The following is a 23,239-nucleotide window of genomic DNA, read 5'->3' on the forward strand; positions in this document are numbered from 1 at the left end:
ATATATGTTTGGAAGGATCACCCCGATGGTGAAGAATCTGTTGATAATTAATGTGGGGGTACATTTGCTAAGTTGGCTATTAAAAATTGATGTGAGTGATATGTTTTCATTCTACGGATTCCATTCACCAAAATTTGAACCTTACCAGCTATTTACTTATATGTTTTTGCATGCAAATTTTTCTCATTTGCTTTTTAACATGATAGGATTGATTGTTTTTGGTCCTATGCTGGAGAATTTTTGGGGAGCGAGCAGGTTTTTACAATATTATCTGATTACCGGGATTGGTGCGGGTATTCTATATGCTGCCGTTAACTGGATGGAATTCAACGGTACTTCAAGGGATGCCGAACAATACATCGAGCAACCTACCCCTGAAGGTTTTTACAGCTTTTTAAGGGATCATTTCCCGGAATTCCGCGCCAGCACCGGATTGGTAAGCCTGGCTGAGAATTTTGATGATAAACCTGATTCCGAACAACTAAAACAAATTACCGTTTCACAAGTAAGGGATTTAACTGCCTTGATCAGGGATGGTGGCATGTTGGGAGCGTCAGGGGCGATATTTGGTTTACTGATGGCGGCAGGCTTGTTGTTTCCAAATACACAGGTAATGCTACTTATTCCTCCTATCCCTATTAAAATCAAATATATGGCATTAATTTTAGGGTCTCTGGCGATCTTTGGCGCCTTGCACAAGACACCGGGAGATAATGTCGCTCATTTTGCCCATCTCGGTGGAATGTTGGTGGGTATCATCATTATTAAAATCTGGAATAGAGACAGAACGAAATTTTATTAAGTGAGAGGAGAATCAAAAAATGTTTAAAAGTATTGCAGACGATTTCCGATATGCGTGGAACAGGCCTAACAATGGTTTGCAAAGGATTATTATAATAAACGTTTTTGTGTTTGTTTTAATTAATCTTACCCAGCTTTTCGGAGGTGAGTCCGTGGGTAACTTTGTATTATACAACATTATTTTACCGACAAAATTTGAACAGGTAATTCTGAAGCCATGGACCATCGTGACCTCATTTTATGCACATGAGGGGTTCGGTCATATATTTTGGAATATGATATTCCTTTATTGGTTTGGAAAGCTCATTTTTGAATATCTGGGCAATACCAAGCTTATTAACATTTACGTTTTGGGTGGATTGGCAGGAAGTGCCTCAGTCTTAATTCTTTTTAATCTTATACCCAGGTTTGCCGAATTAAGCGGGGGGTATGCCCTGGGCGCTTCAGCAGCGGTATTTGCCGTGTCTACCGCAGCGGCTGCTTTATTACCGGACTATTCATTTCACCTCTTTTTTATCGGGCCGGTCAAAATCAAATATATTGTAGCGGTTCAGGTATTCCTTGCTTTGATCGGTTTAAAAGGCCATACGTTTGCGGCTGAGGTGGCTCATCTGGCTGGCGCTTTTTTTGGGTACATTTATATCGTCCAAATGCAGAAAGGAAGGGACCTGGGAGGCTGGCTCAATTCATTGGGTACTTTTCTAAAAAGCTTTTTTGTAAAACAGCCGAACATCAAAGTCTCTTACAAAAGGCAAAACGCCAAAAAGGCCTCCAAAAAGCCGGTTAGCAAGGGACAAAGCTCAGCTACGCAGGATGAAATTGACGCTATTCTTGATAAAATCAACGCCTCGGGTTATGAAAGCCTGACCAAAGAGGAAAAACAGAAACTTTTCAATGCCGGAGAAAATTGAGTTTGAGTGTGGGTTTGGGTGTGAGGGGTGTGAGTGTGTCTCTTTGTGTCTTGGTGCCTCCGTGGTTAACCATGGCTCACTCACCACGGAGGCACGAAGAGACACAAAGAATTTTGTCGAAGACGTTGTGCAATAGCCATATCTGCTAGCGCCATGGGACGTTTTTTTTAAACCGATGGCTATGCCTTCAGGGGGGGTGATACGGCTAACTTGACAGAGACAACTTACTCGTTTAAGGGGTGGGGGACAACCGCTGGAACTTCTTGTATCAGGTGATCAAAGAAGTTGTGCAGCGGCTGCATTTGATTTCATGCTGAAGCGTACTTTGTCAACTTTTCAGTTACACTTTCTGACCTTCGTACTGAGGTCTTAGCTTTCTTACCTGTGCCCCTGCCTGCCACATTTCAGCATCCCGGATTCCCTTCAGTTCTTCTTCCAGCTTTTCTCTGTAATCGGGCTGACTGTTGGTAGCAATTGACCTTTTAGCCTCCTCACCTGATGCCACGCTTTCATATAACTCCTCAAACACAGGTACGACGGCTTCGCGGAATTTATGGCGCCAGTCCAATGCACCTCTTTGGGCCGTCGTAGAACAGTTGGCATACATCCAATCCATACCATTTTCTCCTACCAGCAGGATCAAACTTTCCGTTAATTCTTCTACAGTTTCATTAAATGCTTCGCTGGGTGAATGTCCTTTTTTTCTTAACAAGGCATACTGAGCTTCCAATATGCCGGCCAAAGCGCCCATCAAAGTGCCTCTTTCCCCGGTCAAATCGCTGTAAACCTCCTTCTTAAAATCAGTTTTAAACAAATAACCCGAGCCCACACCGATGCCGAGGGCAATTACTCTTTCCTTGGCCTTTCCGGTATAATCCTGGTAAATGGCATAGCTTGAATTAAGCCCTTGTCCGGCCAGAAATTTCCTTCTTAAACTGGTACCTGAGCCTTTCGGGGCTACCAATATGACGTCTACATTGTCGGGTGGGACAATACCTGTTTGATCGTTGAATGTTATGCCAAAGCCATGAGAGAAGTACAGTGCCTTGCCTTCTGTCAAATATTTTTTGATGGTTGGCCACGCTGAGATCTGCCCGGCGTCGGACAATAAAAACTGGATGATTGTTGCCTTTTCGCAGGCCTCCTCAATAGAAAACAGGTCCACACCGGGAATCCAGCCATCCTCCACGGCCCTATCCCATGATTTTGAAGGCTGCCTTTGGCCTACAATGACATTAAACCCATTGTCTTTCAGGTTTAATGACTGCCCTGGGCCTTGTACACCATACCCAATGATGGCAATAGTCTCGTCTTTCAAGGTTTCCAAAGCTTTTTCCAGTGGGAATTCATCCCTTGTTACTACTTCTTCGATTACTCCTCCGAAATTTAATTGTGCCATTTTAATAGTTATTTGTTAATTTTAATTTTACTTGCTTCTTCTACTTCCTTTAAAAATGTAGTGGTTTCCCTCTTGGATTTTGATATAGCGATCCTCCCTGACCGTACGAATTCCAGCACACCAAAGGGTTTAAGTTTTTCAAACATTGCATGGGTTTCATGCATATGACCGGTTTTTTCAATCACAATGTAATTTTCTTCGATCACCAAAATCCTTGCCCCGTTATTTCTCACCAGATCCTCGACTTTGTTGCCGTTCATAATGTGTTTGGTTTGCACTTTGTACAATGCCAGTTCCTGGTAATGAATTTCTTCCTGTTCATATACAAATGCGCCCAGCACCTCCACCAGCTTACGGATCTGTTTGACGACTTTTTCAACCACCTCCCGGGTGCATCTTACCAAAATGGTATACCTGCTTACACCCTCTACTTCGGTGATGGATACATTAATTGATTCTATGTTTACCTTTCTCCTGGTAAACACAATGGTGACACCATTTAAAAGACCACTTTTGTTTTCAGTTAATACCGAGATGATAAATATTTTTTCCTGATGGTCTTCAGCCACAGGTGTGCCATTTAAGGTTGTTTTTTTGTCAACTAACTGATCGGGGTTTTTATTTTCCATGTCCTTATTCCAATCTAATTTCTGTAACACAGGCTCCTGAGGGAACCATAGGAAATACATTTTCTTCTTTTTCTACCATAACTTCCATGAAATATGGCCCCTGATGTGCTAGCATGTCATCAATAGCCTGACCGATTTCCTCGCGGTTCGCCACCTTTTTGGCGGGAATATCATACCCTGACACAATGGTGGTAAAGTTTGGGTTGACCATTTCTGTCGAAGAATACCTTTTTTCGAAAAACAACTGCTGCCACTGCCGTACCATACCCAGGAAATTGTTGTTCAATACAACAATTTTTACCGGTACCTTGTATTGAAAAATCGATCCCAGTTCCTGCAATGTCATTTGGAATCCGCCATCGCCGATGATAGCGATTACTTCCCGTTCAGGGGCGCCAATTTTAGCGCCAAAGGCTGCCGGCAGGGCAAATCCCATGGTACCCAGTCCCCCGGAGGTAACATTACTTTTGTTAGACCGGAATTTATAGTACCTTGAAGTGGCCATCTGGTGTTGCCCCACATCTGTGACAACAATGGCTTCACCCTTTGTTTTTTCCGAAATCAAGTGGATTACCTCTCCCATTTTTAATTCGCCCTGATCGGGATAAATATGGCGGTTAATCACCTTCTCGGTTTCAAGCTTATTGCATTTCCGGAATTCTGCCAGCCAGTCGGGAAAAGATCTCTTGTTGACTTTTTCAGTCAGCAAGGCCAGGGCCTCCTTGGCATCCGCGTTGATGGCTACGTCGGTTTTAACGTTTTTATCGATTTCTGCCGGATCGATTTCAATATGCAATACTTTGGCCTGCCTGGCATACGTTTGGAGATTGCCGGTTACACGATCGTCAAAACGCATGCCGGCAGCGATTAGCAAATCACACTTGTTGGTTAATACGTTTGGTCCATAATTACCATGCATTCCCAGATAACCGACATACAAGTCATGATCAGGTGGAAAGGCGGACAAACCCAACAATGTGGAAGCTACCGGAATCCCGGATTTTTCTACGAATGCTTTTACTTCTTTTTCAGCACCGCTTAAGGTTATTCCCTGGCCAATCAGCATGTAGGGCCTTTCGGCCTGATGAATGAGATCAATTGCCTGCTTAATGTGGTCATGGTTGATTTTAGGAACGGGGTGATAACTGCGGATGTTTTCGCACTTTTTGTATTTAAATTCAGCTTCGGCAAACTGAGCATCTTTGGTGATGTCAATTAATACTGGTCCCGGCCTGCCTGAATGCGCAATGTAAAACGCTTTGGCAATTACCTCAGCGATTTCTTCCACACATGTTACCTGGTAATTCCACTTGGTGACGGGCATGGAGATGCCAATCACATCTGTTTCCTGAAAAGCATCTGTACCCAGCAAATGCGAAGCTACCTGCCCTGTGATACAGACCAGCGGGGTGGAGTCAATTTTGGCATCGGCAATACCGGTGATCAGATTGGTAGCACCGGGGCCTGAAGTTGCCATGCATACGCCCACCTTGCCCGAAACCCGGGCAAAACCCTGTGCGGCATGTATAGCACCCTGTTCATGTCTTACCAGTATGTGCTGTAGTTCCTCCTGGTACTGAAAAAGTGCGTCATAGATTGGCATAATAGCACCACCGGGATAACCAAAAACCGTTTCCACACCTTCGCAGAGTAGTGATAATATTACCGCCTCGGCCCCAGATATTTTCTGGCCATGCTTAACGCTCTTTTCGATATCTTTTGCTAATAATGTCTCCATATTATTGGTCAGTTATGCATCCTTCCGATGCTTGTGATACTGATTTTGTATATTTAAATAATGTTCCTCTGTTGAATTTCAATGGTGGCTGTTGCCATTCATTTTTCCTTTTTTGGATTTCTTCCGGACTTAAATGCGCTTCAATAACGTTGTTGACCGCATCGATGGTAATTTGATCGCCATCTTTTATAAAGGCTATTAAGCCACCTTGCTGTGCTTCCGGTGTAATGTGACCCACCACAAAACCACGTGTGCCCCCGGAAAACCTTCCGTCAGTGATCAGTGCCACGTCATTGCCCAGTCCGGCGCCCATGATCAGGGAGGTAGGTTTAAGCATTTCGGGCATACCGGGACCACCCCGGGGCCCTTCATACCGGATCACTACAACGTCACCTTTTTGGACCTTGCCATCTCTTATCGCGTCGTTGGCTTTATATTCGCTGTCAAAAACCCTGGCTGAACCTGTGAATTTTTCCCCTTCCTTACCGGTTATTTTGGCTACGGATCCTTTTTCGGCCAGATTTCCATACAGAATTTGCAGATGGCCGCTGGGTTTGATAGGCGTTTCAAATGGCATTATGACCTTTTGACCTGCTTTTAAATCCGGAGCATCGGCTACGTTTTCGGCTAATGTTTTGCCTGTTACCGTGAGGCAATCCCCATGCAGGTAACCATGGTTGAGTAAAAACTTCATGACCGCCGGTATGCCACCGATCGCATGCACATCTTCCATCAGATATTTTCCGCTAGGCTTCAGGTCGCCAAGGTAAGGAGTCTTGTCACTGGCTTTTTGAATATCATCGATGGTCAGATCAATTTCAAAAGCCCTGGCAATAGCCAGCATGTGTAATACAGCGTTGGTAGATCCTCCCAATACCATAACCATGGTCAGCGCATTTTCAATGGATTTTTTTGTAACAATATCCCGGGGTTTAATATCGTGCTCAATTAAGTACCTCATGGCCTTGCCTGCCGCCCTGCATTCATCCGGCTTTTCACTTCCAGCGGCTGGGTTTGAAGCTGAAAACGGAAGACTCATTCCCATCGCTTCGATGGCTGTGGACATCGTGTTGGCCGTATACATCCCTCCACAGGCACCTGCTCCCGGACAGGCATGTTGAATTACTCCCTGAAAATCCTTTTCCTCCAGCCTTCCTGCAATTTTTTCTCCGAGCGCTTCAAATGCCGATACGATATCCAGTTTTTTATCTTTGTAAAAACCTGAGGCAATGGTACCGCCGTAAACCAAAATAGCCGGTCTGTTTAAACGCCCGAAGGCTATCATAGCGCCCGGCATGTTTTTGTCACAGCCAACCACGGCAATAACGCTATCGTAAGATTGCGCATTTACCACGGTTTCGATAGAGTCAGCGATAATATCCCTGGAGGGAAGGGAATAGCGCATACCGGGTGTTCCCATCGAAATACCATCACTGACGCCAATTGTATTAAACGTGAGGCCAACCAGATCGACACTCAATACCCCTTCCTTCACAAATTTGGCCAATTGATTAAGATGCATGTTACACGGATTACCTTCATAACCTGTGCTGACAATGCCTACCTGAGGTTTCTGCAAATCTTCGGTAGTTAAACCGGTAGCCAGCAACATGGCCTGGGCAGCCGGTTGAGTTTCATCTTGCGTAACAATCTTACTGTACTTGTTTGTTTCCATCAAAAAATTAGTTCTATCCGTTTTTTCCTTAAATCAATTTCAAAAAATCATTTGCCCTCGACTCCCCATCCCGCACCCTCAAACTCCATCCCCACCACCAATTGTTCATTGTCAATTATCAATTGTCAATTAAATCACACCAACGTAAAGTCTTGAATTTCCTTATTTACGACGCGCTGCCTGTACATCAAAAACAGGCTGTACCCAATAGAGTCTTCCCATTCCACCTTAAACCTTTTGCCATCGATTGATCTGATACCGGCTACTTCCGTGGCAGTGCCTGTAAAAAAGGCCGCGTCGGCCTTGTGTAGCTCAGAGGGTTTGGAAAGTTTTTCTTCTACTTTGTATCCCAGCTCCCGGGCGTAATCCATAATTATGGCCCTGGTAATGCCTGGCAAAATATTGCCTTCCGGCGGTGTATAAAGTACTTCATCCTTTTCATAAAAGAAATTAGCGCCAGGTCCCTGAGCGATGTAACCATCTGCATCAAGCAACAACGCTTCATCAAAACCTTTGGCCCTGGCCGCCGCACTTGCCAGGATAGCACTGGTGTATTGACCAACCAGTTTTGCATCTATGTGGCAAGATAATGGACTGGGTCTTCTGTAATCGGAAATTTCCACATCCAGATGTTCGGTACGATGGTATTTTTCCCACTCCCATGCCGCCATCATAAAGTTTACCTGCTTGGATGGATGAAGGGCCATATTTTGTCCGCCATAGACCAGGGGCCTTATGTACGTGTCGTTCAGGTTGTTTTTTCTAAGCAACTGATAACTCAATTCTACCAGCTCAGCTACTGTATAAGGTATATTTAACCGCAATTTTTTGGATGATTCCAGCAACCTTTTAAAATGTCTCCGGGCTTTGAATATATGAGGGCCATCAGGGGTTGCATAAGATCTCAACCCTTCAAAAACCCCATAACCGTAATGCAATGTCTGACTGAATAAGTCGGCTTTGGCATCTCTTGCTTTTATCCACTCCCCATTAAGATAAATGACCGTGTTATCGTTGTAGTACATGATACTTTTATTTACATGAGCCTATTAAAAAAAAGCCTTTCTTTTGGATAAGAAAGGCTTAAATTTTTTTTTAAAATCAATCCTATCTATCCCCTCGTTTCACAAGGTTGACGACGGTAATGACCAGGACGATATAACTATTATTATTCAACATTTAAATCATGATAAAAAAAGCGCCAGCTTCATGAGAGAACGGCGCTTTGATTTTTTCACTTTTGAATATGCCATTCTCTTTCCCTATGTCCGGACGAGGACATCGATAAGGGAACCGGAAAGAACATATTCGCTAACCATATGTTTAATAATTAAGAATCTAATAGCAAATATATTATTATTAAAAATTAAAGCAAAACAAACTTTTATTTTATTGGCTCATTGGTTTGTAAAATATTATTAATGCTGGAATCCGTTTTTTAAGAACAATATTAATATTTTCCTTTTGAGCCCAATCTATTATGATTTTTATAAAATAAATCTCAATTCAGGGAATTTTTTTGCAAAAATTAAAATATACCGATCGGGCAGATATATTTTTATTAAATATGAAAATAAGTCGGATAATTTACAATTCCGGGAATTCATCATTGCTATGAAGAAAAAGGTCATACTGGGTTTTATACTTTTTATATCTTCCCATTCCTATGCACAGCAGGAAAAGCTGACAGATTTTAATCAAAAAAGACTGTTAATTAACCAAAGGGGCATGACGGTACTTGCAGGCTGGGCACTATTGAATCTGGCAGTTGGTGGTAGCCGGCTTTTTCATACCGAAGGTGTTGACAAAAATTTTCATATTATGAATGCCACATGGGGCGCTGTAAATATGGCCATTGCGGGTTTTGGTTATTTTAGTTCTTTGCAGGATCCGGCGGGATTTGGCTTGTACGATACTTTCAATGAGCAAAAGTTTATCCAGCAGTTTCTATTGTTTAATGCCGGCCTGGATGTTGCCTACATAGTTGGTGGATTTTATTTGAAGGAACGCTCTGAAAGATTTTCAGGTGGTGCCAATCGGACGAAATACGAAAGATTTAAAGGTTTTGGGCGTTCCCTGATTTTGCAGGGAAGTTTTTTACTGGCTTTCGATCTTACGCTCTTTTTCATGCATAAATTGCACGGGGACAACAATTTGCCAGCCCTTTTGAAAAACCTGGAAATAGGGTGGAATCAGGTCGGTATTCGCCTGTGGTTATAAAGGCTGAAGTCACTTATTTTTATTCGCCAATTGACCACAGGCAGCATCGATATCTTTCCCGCGACTTCTTCTTATATTCACATTCACTCCCTTGTCCTGCAAAAAGTTGGCAAAGATGGCCAGTTTATCCTGTGCCGTATTTGTAAAATCCGCTTCTGAAATAGGGTTATACTCGATGATATTTACTTTGCCGGGTACATATTTGGTGAACTGCAAAAGTTCCTTTGCGTCCTGCAGGCTGTCATTAAAATTGTTAAATACGATGTATTCGAATGTGATATGGTTCCGGGTTTGATAGAAATATGACTGCAAGGCCTCTTTGAGCGACTTCAGGGAATTGCTTGCATTGATCGGCATAATCTGGTTTCTTTTGGCATCATTGGCCGCATGTAAGGATAATGCCAGGTTAAATTTTACCTTGTCGTCTCCTAATTTTTTGATCATTTTGGCAATTCCTGCGGTGGAGACCGTAATTCTTTTAGGCGACATGCCCAGACCATTCTCAGAAGTAATATAGTCGATAGATTGGATGACATTCTGGTAGTTGAGCAATGGTTCTCCCATGCCCATATAAACGATGTTGGTAAGTGGCACCTGATAATGAGTTTCTGCCTGGTTTTTGATATGGACTACCTGATCATAAATTTCAGCGGCATCGAGATTTCTTTTACGATCCATGTATCCGGTAGCACAAAATTTACAACTCAATGAGCAGCCCACCTGAGAGGAAACACAGGCAGTCATCCGGCTATCGGCAGGGATTAATACGCCTTCGATGATGTGGTCATCATAAAGTTTGAAAGTGGATTTGATGGTCTGATCATCGCTGACCTGCACCTGGTTAACGGTAATTCCATTTATGGCGAAGTGGTCCTTTAACAACTGCCGGGTCTTCAACGAAAGATTGGACATTTCATCAAAAGTCTGCGCAGACTTTTTCCATAGCCATTCATTGATTTGCTTGCTTCGAAAAGGTTTTTCGCCTTGATCGACAAGAAATTCTGTCAGCCTCTTACGCTCAATTTTTCTAATGTCCTCTTTGACCTTGATCGCATTCATGTTACAAAGTTAACAATAACGCAAGATTTTTAAGAGCAGTTCATCAATAAAGCCGGATCCGAGTCGACAAAGCCGGTTCCTATCTGTGATAGGCGCTCTGGCAAATGGTTCATGCTGTTACTTACTCAATCGCTATGGTGACCCGGTTGTCGAAGGCGTATAACCCCAGGGCAACAAAGGCTGAAACAAGACTTGCGGCCAGTAACAATATGTCAAGTTCCAGTCCTGCTACCACGCCTTTTGGCGCCAGTACCCCCACGCTGGCGACAATGATGACAGCGGCGAGTAAAAGGTTCGCCCATTTGTTCTGAAAACCAGCCAGAATGGCCATATTTGCCATGACTTCAACCCACCCGGTTACAGGCACCGGAAAACCTGGGAATCCCATGCTTACGAATTTTTCCATGGCGGTTTGCATGTAAATGGCTTTAGGAAAACCATGCCATAGAAAGACAAAAACAATGGTGAGCCTTGTGCTCTTTTGGATGACTGAATCATAGCATGAAAATGTTTATTTAGATGTGACTGATTTTTCACAGAATAAGGACTGAGCGGCTTTTTGATGGCATGGCTATTGCAAAATACAATAAGTGGCTAGGGTTGCAACAATTTGATTAATGCGACTAGTCATAGTATGACTCCAAGTCATATTATGACTGTGACGAAATTGCTTATATGAAAGCAATTGGCTATCTTTTCGCCACCAAAATGAAATTAAATACAGAATTTGATATTTGAATTTTTAAACCGGACTGCTAAAATCATCGACCAGATTAATGAGTGGGTCGGTCGTAAAATCTCGTGGCTTACCAGTGTGCTGGTTTTGATAATTTGCGGGGATGTGGTGATGCGTTATTTTTTTAACGCAAGTAGTGCCGGCGTATTTGAGTTGGAATGGCATATATTTGCCGTGATTTTTTTACTGGGGGGAGCATACACGCTAAAACATGACAAACACGTCAGGGTGGATGTTTTTTATAGCAGATTTACGGAAAAACAAAAAGCCTGGGTAAATCTGACTGGCACTTTACTTTTTTTATTACCATTTTGCCTTGTAGTCATCGACGCTTCTTTCAAATTTGTAGAGAATTCATATCGTTTTCATGAGTCTTCGCCTGACCCGGGTGGCTTGCCGGCCAGATTTATTATCAAATCAGCCATCACCATCGGATTCATTTTGTTATTGATGCAAAGTATCTCTCTGATTTTTAAGTCCATCATTACTATTTTTGCACCGGCAAACGCTACTAAACACTAAAGCTTTTGGCAGAGGCATTGGCAATCATATTGTTTGCACTGATTTTTATACTGATTTTGTTCGGTTTCCCCGTTGCATTTACTCTGGGAGGTATTTCGGTACTATTTGGCTTAATTGTCTTCGGCCCGGATTTTTTTTATTTACTATCCCTGAGAATCTACGGTACGATGTCCAATTTTGTGCTGATTGCCGTACCCCTTTTCATATATATGGGCATCATGCTTGAAAAATCTGGATTGGCGGAGAATTTGCTCGATACCATGTCTTTATTGTTTGGCCGCCTTAAAGGAGGACTGGCGATCTCGGTTGTTATTGTTGGTGCCATGCTGGCCGCCTCTACCGGAATTGTTGGCGCCACTGTTATTACTATGGGCCTGATTAGTTTGCCGACCATGTTAAAGAGGGGATATAGTGTGGAGTTAGCCACGGGCACTATTGCATCTTCGGGTACATTGGGACAGATTATCCCTCCGTCTGTGGTATTGGTGTTACTGGGAAGTGTTCTTAATGTATCGGTGGGGGAACTATTTACGGCTGCTTTGATACCTGGTATAATCCTGGTTGCCCTCTATCTTTTATATATTATCCTCAAAGCTACTATTACCCCGGAAAGCGCCCCACCACTTCCACATGAAGAGATCATGAAATTCAGAGCCAAGGGGATGGCTAAAAAGGTAATCAATGCCTTTGTGTTGCCTTTCGTGCTTATACTGGCGGTATTGGGGTCAATCTTTGCAGGGATCGCTTCACCTACTGAGGCGGCGGCAGTAGGAGCGATGGGTGCCACGGTTTTGACAGTCATCCAGGGTAAGTTTAACTATAAAAACCTGAAAGAAGTCATGCGTGAAACCACGCATTTGACATCCATGGTGTTTAGTATTTTCATTGGGGCTACTGCCTTCTCTTTGGTGTTCAGGGGGTTGGAAGGTGACCGTTTTCTGGTCGAAATCATTACCCAGGCAGATTTAAGTACCAACGCATTTATCTTTATGGTCATGGCAGCCGTCTTTGTAGCCGGATTTTTCATTGATTTTATTGAAATAATTTTTATCATCGTTCCTGTAGTTGCCCCTATATTTACCCTGCTTGGCGTGGATCTGGTATGGGTAGGTATTTTGCTCGCTGTTAACCTGCAAACCTCATTTTTAACGCCACCTTTTGGCTTTTCCCTTTTTTATCTGAAAGGGGTGGCACCACCGGGGGTGGAAACGAGGCATTTATATCGTGGTATTGTACCGTTTATTATTATCCAGTTGGTGTTTCTGAGTTTGATCATCTTTTTTCCGGAGGTGGTAAGCTGGTTGCCGGAGGTGATAGAAGACTAACAATAAAAATGAAAAAACCTGCCGGGGCAGGTTTAGAGGTATTATGAAAATATTTAAATACTAATTGTTGGTGGATGGTGGTTCTACACCTAGTTTGGCGAGTACCAGATTTGAAACGTCGTACTCCTCTTTTGCGAAAAGCAGGACGTCTAATCCACCGGTGCTTGAATTAAGTATGTGTGTGAAGTTATTTTCTTCGGCTACATTATGTATGGCTACCCGGATTTCTTCCAATACCGGTTCCAAAAGTTTTTTCTGCTTATCTGCAAATGATGTTTGCGCATCCTGCTGAAATTGCCTCAAGGAGGCCTCGAGGTTTTGCAGCTCCCGCTCTTTATCTTTTCTTATCAGTTCAGTCATTGTACTCGCGGCTTTCTGATAGTCGGCGAGTTTCTCTTGAAAAGTCTGCTCCTTTGCCTTAAATTGTGAATTCAACTGCTCGTTATAATCAGACAGTTCTTTTTGAATCGCTTTAGCAGCGGGTAATAAGCTCAAGATATATTCGGTGCTGGTATAGCCAATTTTTAAGGGTGCGTTTTGCGCCTTGCTACTGACACCCATAAACAAAATGATGGCTATGAAAGCATAAATCATCTTAGTTTTCATAATCTCTTTGATTTTATTGTAAATGAACTCCAGACTATCTATAACAATTAAAATGCCTAATTTGAAAAAGAGGTTGCTTGTAGAAATAAAAAAAGTTTATGCTTGAATGAAAACTAATGTAAATAATTGATATTCATTATCTTATAAATAATTTTTTTGTCAAAAAAGAATTTTGTCGAAAACGTGGTGCTACAGCCACGAGACGCTTGTGCCATATTTTCAAACCCGGCAACCCGCCCCGCATCCTGCAACCCGTAACCAGGAGGTAACCCGAACACCCCCGACTTTCCACCTACGTCAAAACCTTCTCATAAAAAGTACTCTCGCTGATTTTTGACCAACTATTAATTCCCTGCCGGAAGTGATGGTAATGCTCATACACCTTTTTACTCTCCGGGTCTTCCTCGATCAATTCCGTGACAGTCTCTTCAGTGAATTTACGCAAAGCCTGTAGTACCTCGGCTGGGAAAGCCCGTAACTGAACGTTTTCTTCGTTAATCAATTTTTGCAAATAAGTATTGTTTTTGGCATCGAATGCTGCGACCATCCAGACGTTTGAGCGCATAGCAGCGGACCTGATAATGGCTTGTAAATCCGGAGGCAGGGAAGCAAACTTTTCTTTATTGACAATAAGCTCCAGCACGGGACCGGGTTCGTGCCAGCCGGGGTAATAATAATATTTGGCAACCCGGTAAAAACCCATCAGGTAGTCATGAAAAGGCCCTATCCATTCCGTGGCGTCGATTACTCCCCTTTCCAGATTAGTATATATTTCCCCTCCTGCTACAGTAATGGCAGTTCCTCCGGCTTTGTTCAATACTTTCCCCCCCAGCCCCGGTATGCGCATTTTTAAACCACGCAGATCGGTTATGTTGTTGATTTCCTTATTAAACCATCCCCCCATTTGCACCCCGGTATTGCCGCAGATCATGGGAGTAAGATTGAATGGATCATACAAGGCCTCCCATAATTTATCACCCCCTCCTGCAATGATCCAAGAATTCATTTGCTGGTAATTCATACCGAAGGGTACCGCAGCGAAGAATTGTGCCGCAGGGGCTTTGCCCGACCAGTAATAGGCGGCTCCGTGTCCCATTTCTACGGCACCACTGCTTACGGCCTCAAAGCTTTCCAGAGGTGGCACCAATTCACCCCCACCGTACACGGTTATCTTTAATCTTCCGCCAGACATCTCCTCAATCCATTTTGCCAGAAGATTACAACCCTCACCGATTACAGGAAAATTAGGAGGCCACGTAGTCACCATTTTCCACTGATAAGTGTTGTTAAAATTGATGTTCGGGGCCACAATCGGTTTCTTGCCGTCCTCGGACTGGCAGGAAGATGCAATGCTTGTGGTCCCTATCACGGCTGCGGCACCCTTCCTTAAAAACCTGCGCCTTTCGAATTTTTTCATTAAGAAAAATATATTTTATAATTTTAATTTCCGAATTTAAGAAGATTATCTACTAGTGAAAAATATTTTTTATGACCGAAAATTTGTATCCCCTGAAGTTCAAAACAATATTCAAAGACAAAATCTGGGGGGGTAATAAAATTAATGCCGTTTTAGGTAAAGACTTTGGCGATTTACCTAATTGTGGTGAAACCTGGGAAATATCCGGTGTAGAAGGTGACATTTCCATCGTAGCAGACGGCGCCCTTGCCGGCAGGTCACTGGTAGAATTGATAGAGAGTTACCAGGGTGATTTGCTGGGCTTTAAAGTCTATAACAAATATGGCAGCCAGTTTCCACTATTGGTTAAATTTATTGATGCTAACGCAGACCTGTCCATACAGGTGCATCCCGACGATGAACTGGCAAAAGCCCGTCACAATTCATTTGGAAAAACAGAAATGTGGTATGTTTTTCAGGCAGATGAAGGGTCATCGCTTATATCGGGTTTTAATCAGCCTGTAGACAAGGAAGCGTTCCTGAATAAATTTAACAGCGGTCGGCTAATGGATATTCTCAACAGGGAAAAAGTAAAAGCGGGTGATGTCTTTTTTATTCCGGCAGGCCGGGTTCATACCATTGGGAAAGGACTGTTGCTTGCTGAAATACAACAAACATCGGATATTACTTATCGTATATATGATTTTGACCGGGTTGATAGTAATGGCCAAAAAAGGGAATTGCATGTAGAGGAGGCTTTGGATGCCATTGATTATAGTTTTTATGATCATTATAAAGTGCCTTATGGGGATCAAAAAAACACACCGGTCGAGTTGGTAAGATGCGACTATTTTACTACAAACAAAATAACCATCGATCAAACGCTGGAAAGGAATTATAGCGATCTTGACTCATTTATTATTTATATTTGCTTTGACGGAGATTTGATTTTGGATTATGCAGGAGGAAAAGTAGCCGTGAAAAAAGGAGATGCGGTATTATTGCCGGCAAAGTTGAAAAAGGTTAAGCTTATTCCCACTGAAACATGCAAAATACTGGAGTCTTATATTGACCGATGAATTTAATACGTAACAAGAAGGTAACGTTCGAGGATCTGGGCCTGATTGATTATCAACAGGCGTGGGATTATCAGGAAGAAATATTCAGGAGGGTGGTGGCGTTAAAAATATCTAACCGGAAGTTACCTGACAGTCATCGGCAACCCACCCCTAATTATCTTTTGTTCTGTGAGCACCCCCATGTATTTACTTTAGGTAAAAGCGGTGATGTCAGCAACCTTCTCATCAAAGAAAGTGATTTTGACCGGGTGGATGCGGGTTTTCACCGGACCAACAGGGGCGGGGATATCACCTATCATGGCCCGGGGCAAATTGTTGGGTATCCTATTCTAGACCTGGATAATTTTTTTACCGACATTCATCGTTATCTGCGGCTGCTGGAAGAAGCTGTCATAAAAACGCTGGCTGAATTTGAGGTGCAAGCGGGAAGGATCGAGGGGCTCACTGGCGTTTGGACAGGTGCTGATGATCCGGTTTCAGCAAGAAAAATATGTGCGATGGGAGTCAAGGCCAGCAGGTGGGTAACCATGCATGGCTTTGCTTTTAACATAAACACGGACCTGGAATACTTTGACTACATTGTTCCCTGCGGTATAAAGGACAAAGATGTTACCTCTTTGGCTGCAGAACTTGGCAACCGGCCCGATATTTCGGTAGTCAAGCAAAAACTGTTGAGACATTTGGCAGATTTATTCGAAATGCAATTGCTTACGGACAACATAAAAGTGCTTTAAATCAAGGGTCATGAAAAAGGATATCCCTCATTTACCGGTAAAAGGAGTCAAACTAGCTATAGCGAGAAAGAATGGAGAAAACAAAGAGATACAATGGCATGTTTACATCATTAATAATAATAAGGTAGACCTGGATAATTTGCTAATTACCTCAAAAGGATACAGTGATAAAAATGTGAAGGATGGAGAGCAGCAGAAAACGTCGGTATTGAGGCATATGATAGAAAAGCTAACCGCAGGGAGTTATGCGGTCATTGAGCCGATAGACCCTGCATTATTTAAACTTTTTAATGAATTCTGGGTGAGCTATTACATTGATAAACATATATACGATAAAAAATTTGTGTTTGTGCCGGAGAGTATCAGGGAAGAAAATCTGATACAGATATCAGAAATAGGGTTAGACGGTGTACTTCATTCCTAGCCGGTGACGCCATGGCATTTACTAAGGCGTTGTACTTCATTCAACTTGCAGGCCAATATCCCTGGCATTAAGTCCGGTAAAATGGATGTAAATGGAGGCATGCCCGGTAACTTAATAATTGATTGGAAATTTAACAGTATCTCTGATTATGGCCTAAGAACAGTTCAAAAGCACTGCAGACAGGCATAGACAGGATACTTAACACTAAGTAATGACAAAAAGAAAGAAAACAACCGAAAAGCCAGGTAAAAGATTTAACGAGAATAACTTAAAAGAACAAATTTTAAACCTTTTGAATGGCAATGTGTCGAAGGCATACTCGGTAAGGCAACTGACCAAGAGTTTACAAATACGAGGCAAACAACATAAAGATCAGATGCTTGAACTCTTATTTAAAATGGAAGAGAAAAATGAGGTCAGTGTCATCAGAAATAAATTTAAAAGCACCCGCAAACCGCACTTGTTCACAGGCACGGTCGACTTTGTCAATCCACGCACCGCATTTATCATCAGTGATGGTTTTACCAAAGATCCAAAAGTGAAAATTGATGATTTGAAATATGCGCTCGATGGGGATACAGTGGAATTTATACTGTTAAATAAGCCGGGAAGAAATCCCAGGGCCCGGGTTGAAAGGATTGTAAAGAGAAAGCGAAATACTTTCGTGGGAAGAATTGAAATGTCTTCGACATATGCATTCGTGATTGCCGATAACAAAAGAATGCATTATGATATATTCGTCAAAAATAATGACACCCAAGGCGCCTCTCATAACGACAAGGTGATTGTCGAAATCACGGAATGGCCCGGCTGGGATAAAAACCCGGAAGGTAAGGTGATCAGAATTTTGGGAAAAGCCGGGGAGAATGATGCTGAGATTCATTCGATCATGGCTGAGTTTGGTTTGCCATGGGATTTTCCGGAAAAGGTTGAATCCGAAGCACGGAAAATTCCGGAAAACATACCTGCCACAGAGATCAGGAAAAGAAAAGACTACAGGGAAACATCCACTTTTACCATAGATCCGGTTGATGCAAAGGATTTTGACGATGCTTTATCTTTCAAAAAGCTCAAAAATGGTCACCTTGAAGTAGGGGTGCACATTGCTGATGTGACACACTATGTAAAACAGGGTGACATCCTGGATCGTGAAGCGTTTGAGCGGGCTACCTCGGTATACCTGGTGGACCGTACGGTACCCATGCTGCCTGAAAGGTTATCCAACGGCTTATGTTCCCTGAGACCTGATGAGGACAAACTTACCTTTTCTGCTGTTTTTGAACTCGATGAAAATGCCGGGATTGTAAAGGAATGGTTTGGCAGAACGATCATTCATTCTAACCGGAGGTTTACCTACGAAGAAGCTCAATCGGTCATTGAAAACAGGGAAGGGGATTTTAAAGAGGAAATAATTATACTCAATGATCTGGCCAGGAAATTGAGGAAGGAGCGTTTTGCCAAAGGTGCCATCAATTTTGAAACCACCGAGGTTAAATTTAACCTCGACGACCGGGGAAAACCATTGGGAATTATTCCTAAAGTCAGAAAAGACGCTCACAAAATGATTGAGGAGTTTATGCTGTTGGCCAATAAAAGGGTGGCTAATTTTGTGTATCATTTGGAAAAAAGCAGGGATAAATTCTCTTTTGTTTACAGGACCCATGATAACCCGGACCCTGAAAAGTTAAATACATTCAGCGTTTTTGCCAGAAAGTTCGGTCATCAGTTGCACATCCATGAAAACGGCGTATCCACTTCATTGAATCGCCTTATGGATGAAATCGAAGGAAAACCCGAACAAAATGTGCTGGAGACCCTGGCGATCAGAACAATGGCCAAAGCCAAATATACCACTGAGGCCAAAGGGCATTTTGGATTGGCTTTTGACCATTATTCCCACTTTACCTCTCCCATACGTCGCTATCCGGATGTAATGGTGCACCGTTTACTGCAACACTACCTGTTAAAGGGCAAACCTATCAATCGCGATGAGTATGAAGAGAAATGTGAACATGCTTCTGAAATGGAAAAAAGAGCAGCGGATGCAGAGCGTGCGTCCATTAAATATAAACAGGTAGAGTTTATGCAAAATGCTGAAGATAAGGATTATGATGGTATCGTTTCGGGTGTGACGGAATGGGGGATTTATGTGGAAATTGTTGAAACCAAATGTGAGGGTATGGTGAAAATGGCTGACCTTATAGATGATTTTTATGAATATGATGAAAAGAATTTCTGTGTAGTGGGCGTAAGAAACAAAAGAACGATAACACTCGGTGATAATGTGAAGGTCAAAGTGAAAGATACAGATATTGATCGGAGAACTATTGATTTACTTTTTGTGTAATGATATAAGTTAGCTTTAATTTTTTCTGAGCATGAGCCGAAGATTTGTTAATTTCACCTGAAAAATAAAGATGCAAGTACATTTTTAAGTGGTGCAGCACCCACAATTGCCCATGATTTTTTTTCTTCAAAACATTTTCATCAAATTTACCGGAGCTTGTAGTAATTGACAGTTGATAATGGACAATTATATAATGATACTGCTAATAACGTTACACCAAATTGTCAACTGTCAATTATCAATTGTCAATTGAAAATCTTATGGAAGAATTTTTAACCATCAGCGCACTCATCAGCCTTCTGTCTTTAACTTTAATGGAGGTTGTACTGGGAATAGACAATATTATTTTCATTTCCATTTTAACTGGCCGTTTACCGGAAAAACAACAGGAAAGGGCCAGGCATATCGGCCTTATGCTGGCTTTGTTAATGAGAGTAGGTTTATTGTTTGCCATTAGCTGGCTTATCGGATTAAACAAAGCACTTTTTACGGTCGCAGATTTTGAAGTCTCTGGCAGGGACATCATTCTTGCACTGGGGGGATTATTTCTCATCTATAAGAGTACAACGGAAATTCATGGAAAACTGGAAGGTGAAGAAGAAAGTGAACAAAATATTAAAACCTTAACCATGCAAAAAGCCATTATGCAGATTGTATTGCTGGACATTGTCTTTTCGTTTGATTCTATTCTTACAGCGATAGGGTTGGTAAAGGAAATTGAGATAATGGTTGTGGCAGTGATCATTTCAATGGCTGTTATGTTGCTGGCAGCGAAAAAAATAAGCGATTTCATCAATAAACATCCTACCGTGAAAATGCTGGCCCTGTCATTTTTGCTCATGATCGGTGTTTTGCTCATTGTTGATGCATTTCATTATCACGTGCCTAAAGGATATGTCTATTTTGCCATATTCTTTTCCCTGGCGGTGGAGATTCTCAACATCAGAGCCAGAAAAAAGGGCACCTACGAACCAGTCCACCTGAAACAAAAATACAAAGACATAGAAACCGGAGACACCAATTAATCAGCAGTTAAAAATTTTAAAAATAACCTAGATTTAGTTAGAAAATTTGGCTTTTAATGGGCTTTTTGCCATTAAAGCTATTTAAAAAGCCATTTGAACTGAAACAAAAATACCGCTCAAAGACCCTAAACGCAGATTTTCGCCTTCATTTGACCGCTCAAAAAAAACACCATAAACAGGTGATAACAAAATTTTATATTGTTCGTGTTTAATAGGTAAGGTCAATTAACTCTCAAAACCATGTCAAAAACTCAGATACTCATCGTAGCCCTGATATGGGCGAATTGTAATTTATTCGTTCAGGCTCAGCACAGGGGATACCGTTTTATCAACAACAAGCAAATTGTCGAAGTTCCCTTCAGATTGGTCAATAACCTGCCGGTTATTGAAGTTACCCTTAATAAAGAAAAAAAGCTTAATCTCATTCTGGATACCGGAATACGTACCACAGTTGTTTTCAGCAAAAACTATTTAAAAGGACTTGATTATAGTTTTGGCAGAGAGGTCAGGTTTTCAGGCGTAGGTTCAGATCGATTAATTTATGGGAAGGTGGTATCGGAATTTACTTTAAACATTGGCGATGTAGAGGGCAATGGTGTATCAGTGCTCGTTCTGAACGAAAATCAAAGGTTAAAAAGAAGGTTCAAAAATATTAATGTGCAAGGAATTATAGGTTATGAGTTGTTTGCGAGATTTGTGATAGAGATCGATTATCATAACAAAATAGTTAGTTTCTGTGAGCACGAATATTATAACTTCAGTGATGTCTATGAACAAATGCCTCTCATTGTACAGGATACAAAACCATACATATATGCCAGTTTAAAGTTAAAAGGAAAGGACAAAAATTACGCCCGGCTCATGCTGGATACCGGTTCGAGTACAACCATGATGTTGGACAAAGATCTTGAACTGGATCCCTATTTTACTGAAAACGAAACCATCGCCGTAGGCTTGTCAGGAGATATTACCGGATCAGTAGGCAAACTTCAAGAAATACAAATAAAATCTTTTCAGATGAAAAATGTGCCTGTTTTACTGGTTGAAAGCTCTACCTTTGCCAAGCACAATCTTAAACATGAAAGAATCGGAACGATGGGCGGAGGATTGTTTCTGGCTTATTCAATTGTTTTTGATTATGCGCATAACACCTTCTACATGAAAAGAAAGCATCCGTCTCCAAACAAGGTGGTGGTCAGTCTCTGATTGTCCACCTGAATTTTTCCCAATTTATTTTATATTTGCCTAATAAACGCAGGTTTAATATGGTAAATGAAGGACGGTTAATCCTTACTGAAAAGCAGGTTTTACAAAAAATAAGGAGAATTGCCTTTGAAATATATGAAAACAACTTTTCTGAAAAACAGATCTGGATAGCCGGGATTCATGACCAGGGATATATTTTTGCCGGCCTTTTGGTTGAGGAAATTGAAGCTATTTCACCGATAAAAGTAAACCTGGTAAAAGTCAGCATTAATAAAGAAGACCCTGAGCATAGTGATGTGGTGCTGGACATCAAGGACCCTGCCATTCGCAACAAATGCCTGATACTGGCCGATGATGTACTGAACACCGGCAAAACGCTGGCCTACAGCCTGAAATCATTTTTAAATCGAGGGGTTAAAAAAATTGAAACCGCTGTGTTAGTTAACAGAAAGCACAGCCTTTTCCCAATCTCAGCTACCTATACAGGCTATGAATTGAGTACCACCCTTACCGACCATGTTCAGGTGGTGCTCACGGCAAAATCAAAAAGTGTTTTTCTGGTTGATTGAAATTACAATGTATATGTCTGTACATAAATCCGATATTAAAAAAATTACCACCCACCAGCTTCAGGAAATGAAAGTAAGAGGTGAAAAAATAGCTATGTTGACAGCCTATGATTATTCAATGGCAGGAATTATCGACAAGGCTGGCATAGATGTGATTTTAGTTGGTGATTCTGCCTCCAATGTGATGGCGGGCCATGAAACCACCTTGCCAATCACACTGGATCAAATGATCTATCATGCGACCTCTGTTGTCAAGGCAGTGAACCGGGCATTGGTGGTGGTCGACATTCCGTTTGGTTCCTATCAGGGCAACTCATCAGAAGCCCTGAGGTCCGCGATAAGAGTCATGAAAGAAGCGGGGGCCCATGCAATTAAAATGGAGGGGGGTGAAGAGATAAAAGATTCCGTAAGCAGAATTCTGAGTGCCGGAGTGCCGGTGATGGGGCATTTGGGGCTTACCCCACAGTCTATTTTCAAGTTTGGCACTTATACAGTCAGGGCAAAGGATCAGCAGGAAGCTGAAAAGCTTATCAAGGACGCTAAGCTGCTGGAGGAATTTGGGTGCTTTTCAATTGTATTGGAAAAGATTCCAGCCAGTCTTGCTAAAAAGGTAGCCGAGGAGGTAAGCATTCCGATTATTGGCATTGGTGCCGGGCCTTATGTCGATGGTCAGGTATTGGTAGTTCACGATATGTTGGGCATTACGCACGAATTTAAGCCCAGGTTTTTGCGGCAATATGCCGATTTGAATGCTATCATGACCGATGCCGTATCCAACTACATTAAAGATGTGAAAGGTAGCGACTTCCCCAATGAAAAAGAGTCGTATAAATAAACA

The 23,239-nt window shown here is 42.1% G+C and carries 22 protein-coding genes; 13 read left to right on the plus strand and 9 right to left on the minus strand.

What is annotated here, in order from left to right:
• The first annotated feature begins 4 nt into the window (after positions 1-4).
• Both AC04NP_RS02930 and AC04NP_RS02935 read left to right on the plus strand, forming a co-directional pair.
• Positions 5-802, plus strand: coding sequence for a rhomboid family intramembrane serine protease (locus AC04NP_RS02930; RefSeq protein ID WP_482857880.1), 798 nt, complete (start codon positions 5-7; stop codon positions 800-802).
• Positions 803-821: 19 nt separating this feature from the next.
• Complete coding sequence (locus tag AC04NP_RS02935; RefSeq protein WP_482857881.1) at positions 822-1,712, plus strand: rhomboid family intramembrane serine protease; 891 nt, start codon at positions 822-824, stop codon at positions 1,710-1,712.
• Positions 1,713-2,052: 340 nt separating this feature from the next.
• On the opposite strand, the gene ilvC is transcribed toward AC04NP_RS02935, so the two are convergent.
• The 5 genes from ilvC to AC04NP_RS02960 form a co-directional block, all read right to left on the minus strand.
• Positions 2,053-3,111 carry a ketol-acid reductoisomerase gene (gene ilvC, locus AC04NP_RS02940; RefSeq protein ID WP_482857882.1) on the minus strand — a complete coding sequence of 353 codons (1,059 nt, stop codon included), beginning with the start codon at positions 3,109-3,111 and terminating at the stop codon, positions 2,053-2,055.
• Positions 3,112-3,119: 8 nt separating this feature from the next.
• Complete coding sequence (ilvN, locus tag AC04NP_RS02945) at positions 3,120-3,740, minus strand: acetolactate synthase small subunit (protein ID WP_482857883.1); 621 nt, start codon at positions 3,738-3,740, stop codon at positions 3,120-3,122.
• Between the two features lie 4 nt (positions 3,741-3,744).
• Entirely contained in the window at positions 3,745-5,478 is a 1,734-nt protein-coding gene (gene ilvB / locus AC04NP_RS02950; protein ID WP_482857884.1) for a biosynthetic-type acetolactate synthase large subunit, read from the minus strand.
• A gap of 1 nt (position 5,479) precedes the next feature.
• On the minus strand, positions 5,480-7,153 hold the full coding sequence (ilvD, locus tag AC04NP_RS02955; protein ID WP_482857885.1) for a dihydroxy-acid dehydratase: 1,674 nt from the start codon (positions 7,151-7,153) through the stop codon (positions 5,480-5,482).
• Between the two features lie 134 nt (positions 7,154-7,287).
• Complete coding sequence (locus AC04NP_RS02960) at positions 7,288-8,178, minus strand: branched-chain amino acid transaminase (protein ID WP_482857887.1); 891 nt, start codon at positions 8,176-8,178, stop codon at positions 7,288-7,290.
• A gap of 589 nt (positions 8,179-8,767) precedes the next feature.
• Between AC04NP_RS02960 and AC04NP_RS02965 the strand changes: the two genes are divergently transcribed.
• Positions 8,768-9,373, plus strand: a complete 606-nt coding sequence (locus AC04NP_RS02965; RefSeq protein ID WP_482857888.1) for a DUF6992 family protein — start codon at positions 8,768-8,770, stop codon at positions 9,371-9,373.
• A gap of 9 nt (positions 9,374-9,382) precedes the next feature.
• Here the strand turns inward: AC04NP_RS02965 and rlmN are convergent, their stop codons facing one another.
• Both rlmN and AC04NP_RS02975 read right to left on the minus strand, forming a co-directional pair.
• Complete coding sequence (gene rlmN, locus AC04NP_RS02970; protein ID WP_482857890.1) at positions 9,383-10,432, minus strand: dual-specificity RNA methyltransferase RlmN; 1,050 nt, start codon at positions 10,430-10,432, stop codon at positions 9,383-9,385.
• Between the two features lie 121 nt (positions 10,433-10,553).
• Positions 10,554-10,919: a DoxX family protein gene (locus AC04NP_RS02975; protein WP_482858293.1), complete on the minus strand. Its 366-nt coding sequence runs from the start codon at positions 10,917-10,919 to the stop codon at positions 10,554-10,556.
• A 240-nt stretch (positions 10,920-11,159) separates the two neighbouring features.
• Between AC04NP_RS02975 and AC04NP_RS02980 the strand changes: the two genes are divergently transcribed.
• Together AC04NP_RS02980 and AC04NP_RS02985 are read left to right on the plus strand one after the other, a co-directional pair.
• Positions 11,160-11,690, plus strand: coding sequence for a TRAP transporter small permease subunit (locus AC04NP_RS02980; RefSeq protein WP_482857891.1), 531 nt, complete (start codon positions 11,160-11,162; stop codon positions 11,688-11,690).
• A 5-nt stretch (positions 11,691-11,695) separates the two neighbouring features.
• Complete coding sequence (locus tag AC04NP_RS02985) at positions 11,696-13,015, plus strand: TRAP transporter large permease (RefSeq protein WP_482857892.1); 1,320 nt, start codon at positions 11,696-11,698, stop codon at positions 13,013-13,015.
• A gap of 60 nt (positions 13,016-13,075) precedes the next feature.
• Here the strand turns inward: AC04NP_RS02985 and AC04NP_RS02990 are convergent, their stop codons facing one another.
• Both AC04NP_RS02990 and AC04NP_RS02995 read right to left on the minus strand, forming a co-directional pair.
• Complete coding sequence (locus tag AC04NP_RS02990) at positions 13,076-13,621, minus strand: OmpH/Skp family outer membrane protein (RefSeq protein ID WP_482857893.1); 546 nt, start codon at positions 13,619-13,621, stop codon at positions 13,076-13,078.
• A 292-nt stretch (positions 13,622-13,913) separates the two neighbouring features.
• A complete protein-coding gene (locus AC04NP_RS02995; RefSeq protein WP_482857894.1) occupies positions 13,914-15,038 on the minus strand; it encodes a TRAP transporter substrate-binding protein in 1,125 nt (374 codons plus the stop codon).
• Positions 15,039-15,109: 71 nt separating this feature from the next.
• On the opposite strand from AC04NP_RS02995, the gene AC04NP_RS03000 reads away from it, so the two are divergent.
• The 8 genes from AC04NP_RS03000 (at position 15,110) to panB (ending at position 23,236) form a co-directional block, all read left to right on the plus strand.
• Positions 15,110-16,096 carry a type I phosphomannose isomerase catalytic subunit gene (locus tag AC04NP_RS03000; protein ID WP_482857895.1) on the plus strand — a complete coding sequence of 329 codons (987 nt, stop codon included), beginning with the start codon at positions 15,110-15,112 and terminating at the stop codon, positions 16,094-16,096.
• On the plus strand, positions 16,093-16,830 hold the full coding sequence (lipB, locus tag AC04NP_RS03005) for a lipoyl(octanoyl) transferase LipB (RefSeq protein ID WP_482857896.1): 738 nt from the start codon (positions 16,093-16,095) through the stop codon (positions 16,828-16,830). The genes AC04NP_RS03000 and lipB overlap by 4 nt, the downstream gene beginning before the upstream one ends.
• Before the next feature lie 10 nt (positions 16,831-16,840).
• Complete coding sequence (locus tag AC04NP_RS03010; RefSeq protein ID WP_482857897.1) at positions 16,841-17,254, plus strand: hypothetical protein; 414 nt, start codon at positions 16,841-16,843, stop codon at positions 17,252-17,254.
• A 211-nt stretch (positions 17,255-17,465) separates the two neighbouring features.
• Positions 17,466-19,601 carry a ribonuclease R gene (gene rnr, locus AC04NP_RS03015; protein WP_482857898.1) on the plus strand — a complete coding sequence of 712 codons (2,136 nt, stop codon included), beginning with the start codon at positions 17,466-17,468 and terminating at the stop codon, positions 19,599-19,601.
• Positions 19,602-19,861: 260 nt separating this feature from the next.
• On the plus strand, positions 19,862-20,626 hold the full coding sequence (locus AC04NP_RS03020; protein ID WP_482857900.1) for a TerC family protein: 765 nt from the start codon (positions 19,862-19,864) through the stop codon (positions 20,624-20,626).
• A gap of 240 nt (positions 20,627-20,866) precedes the next feature.
• Positions 20,867-21,832 carry a pepsin/retropepsin-like aspartic protease family protein gene (locus tag AC04NP_RS03025; protein WP_482857901.1) on the plus strand — a complete coding sequence of 322 codons (966 nt, stop codon included), beginning with the start codon at positions 20,867-20,869 and terminating at the stop codon, positions 21,830-21,832.
• A 59-nt stretch (positions 21,833-21,891) separates the two neighbouring features.
• Positions 21,892-22,401, plus strand: a complete 510-nt coding sequence (locus AC04NP_RS03030) for a phosphoribosyltransferase family protein (RefSeq protein ID WP_482857902.1) — start codon at positions 21,892-21,894, stop codon at positions 22,399-22,401.
• Between the two features lie 13 nt (positions 22,402-22,414).
• Positions 22,415-23,236 carry a 3-methyl-2-oxobutanoate hydroxymethyltransferase gene (gene panB, locus AC04NP_RS03035; RefSeq protein ID WP_482857903.1) on the plus strand — a complete coding sequence of 274 codons (822 nt, stop codon included), beginning with the start codon at positions 22,415-22,417 and terminating at the stop codon, positions 23,234-23,236.
• The last annotated feature ends 3 nt before the right edge of the window (positions 23,237-23,239 follow it).

It is taken from the genome of Agaribacillus sp. DX54, assembly GCF_056858335.1.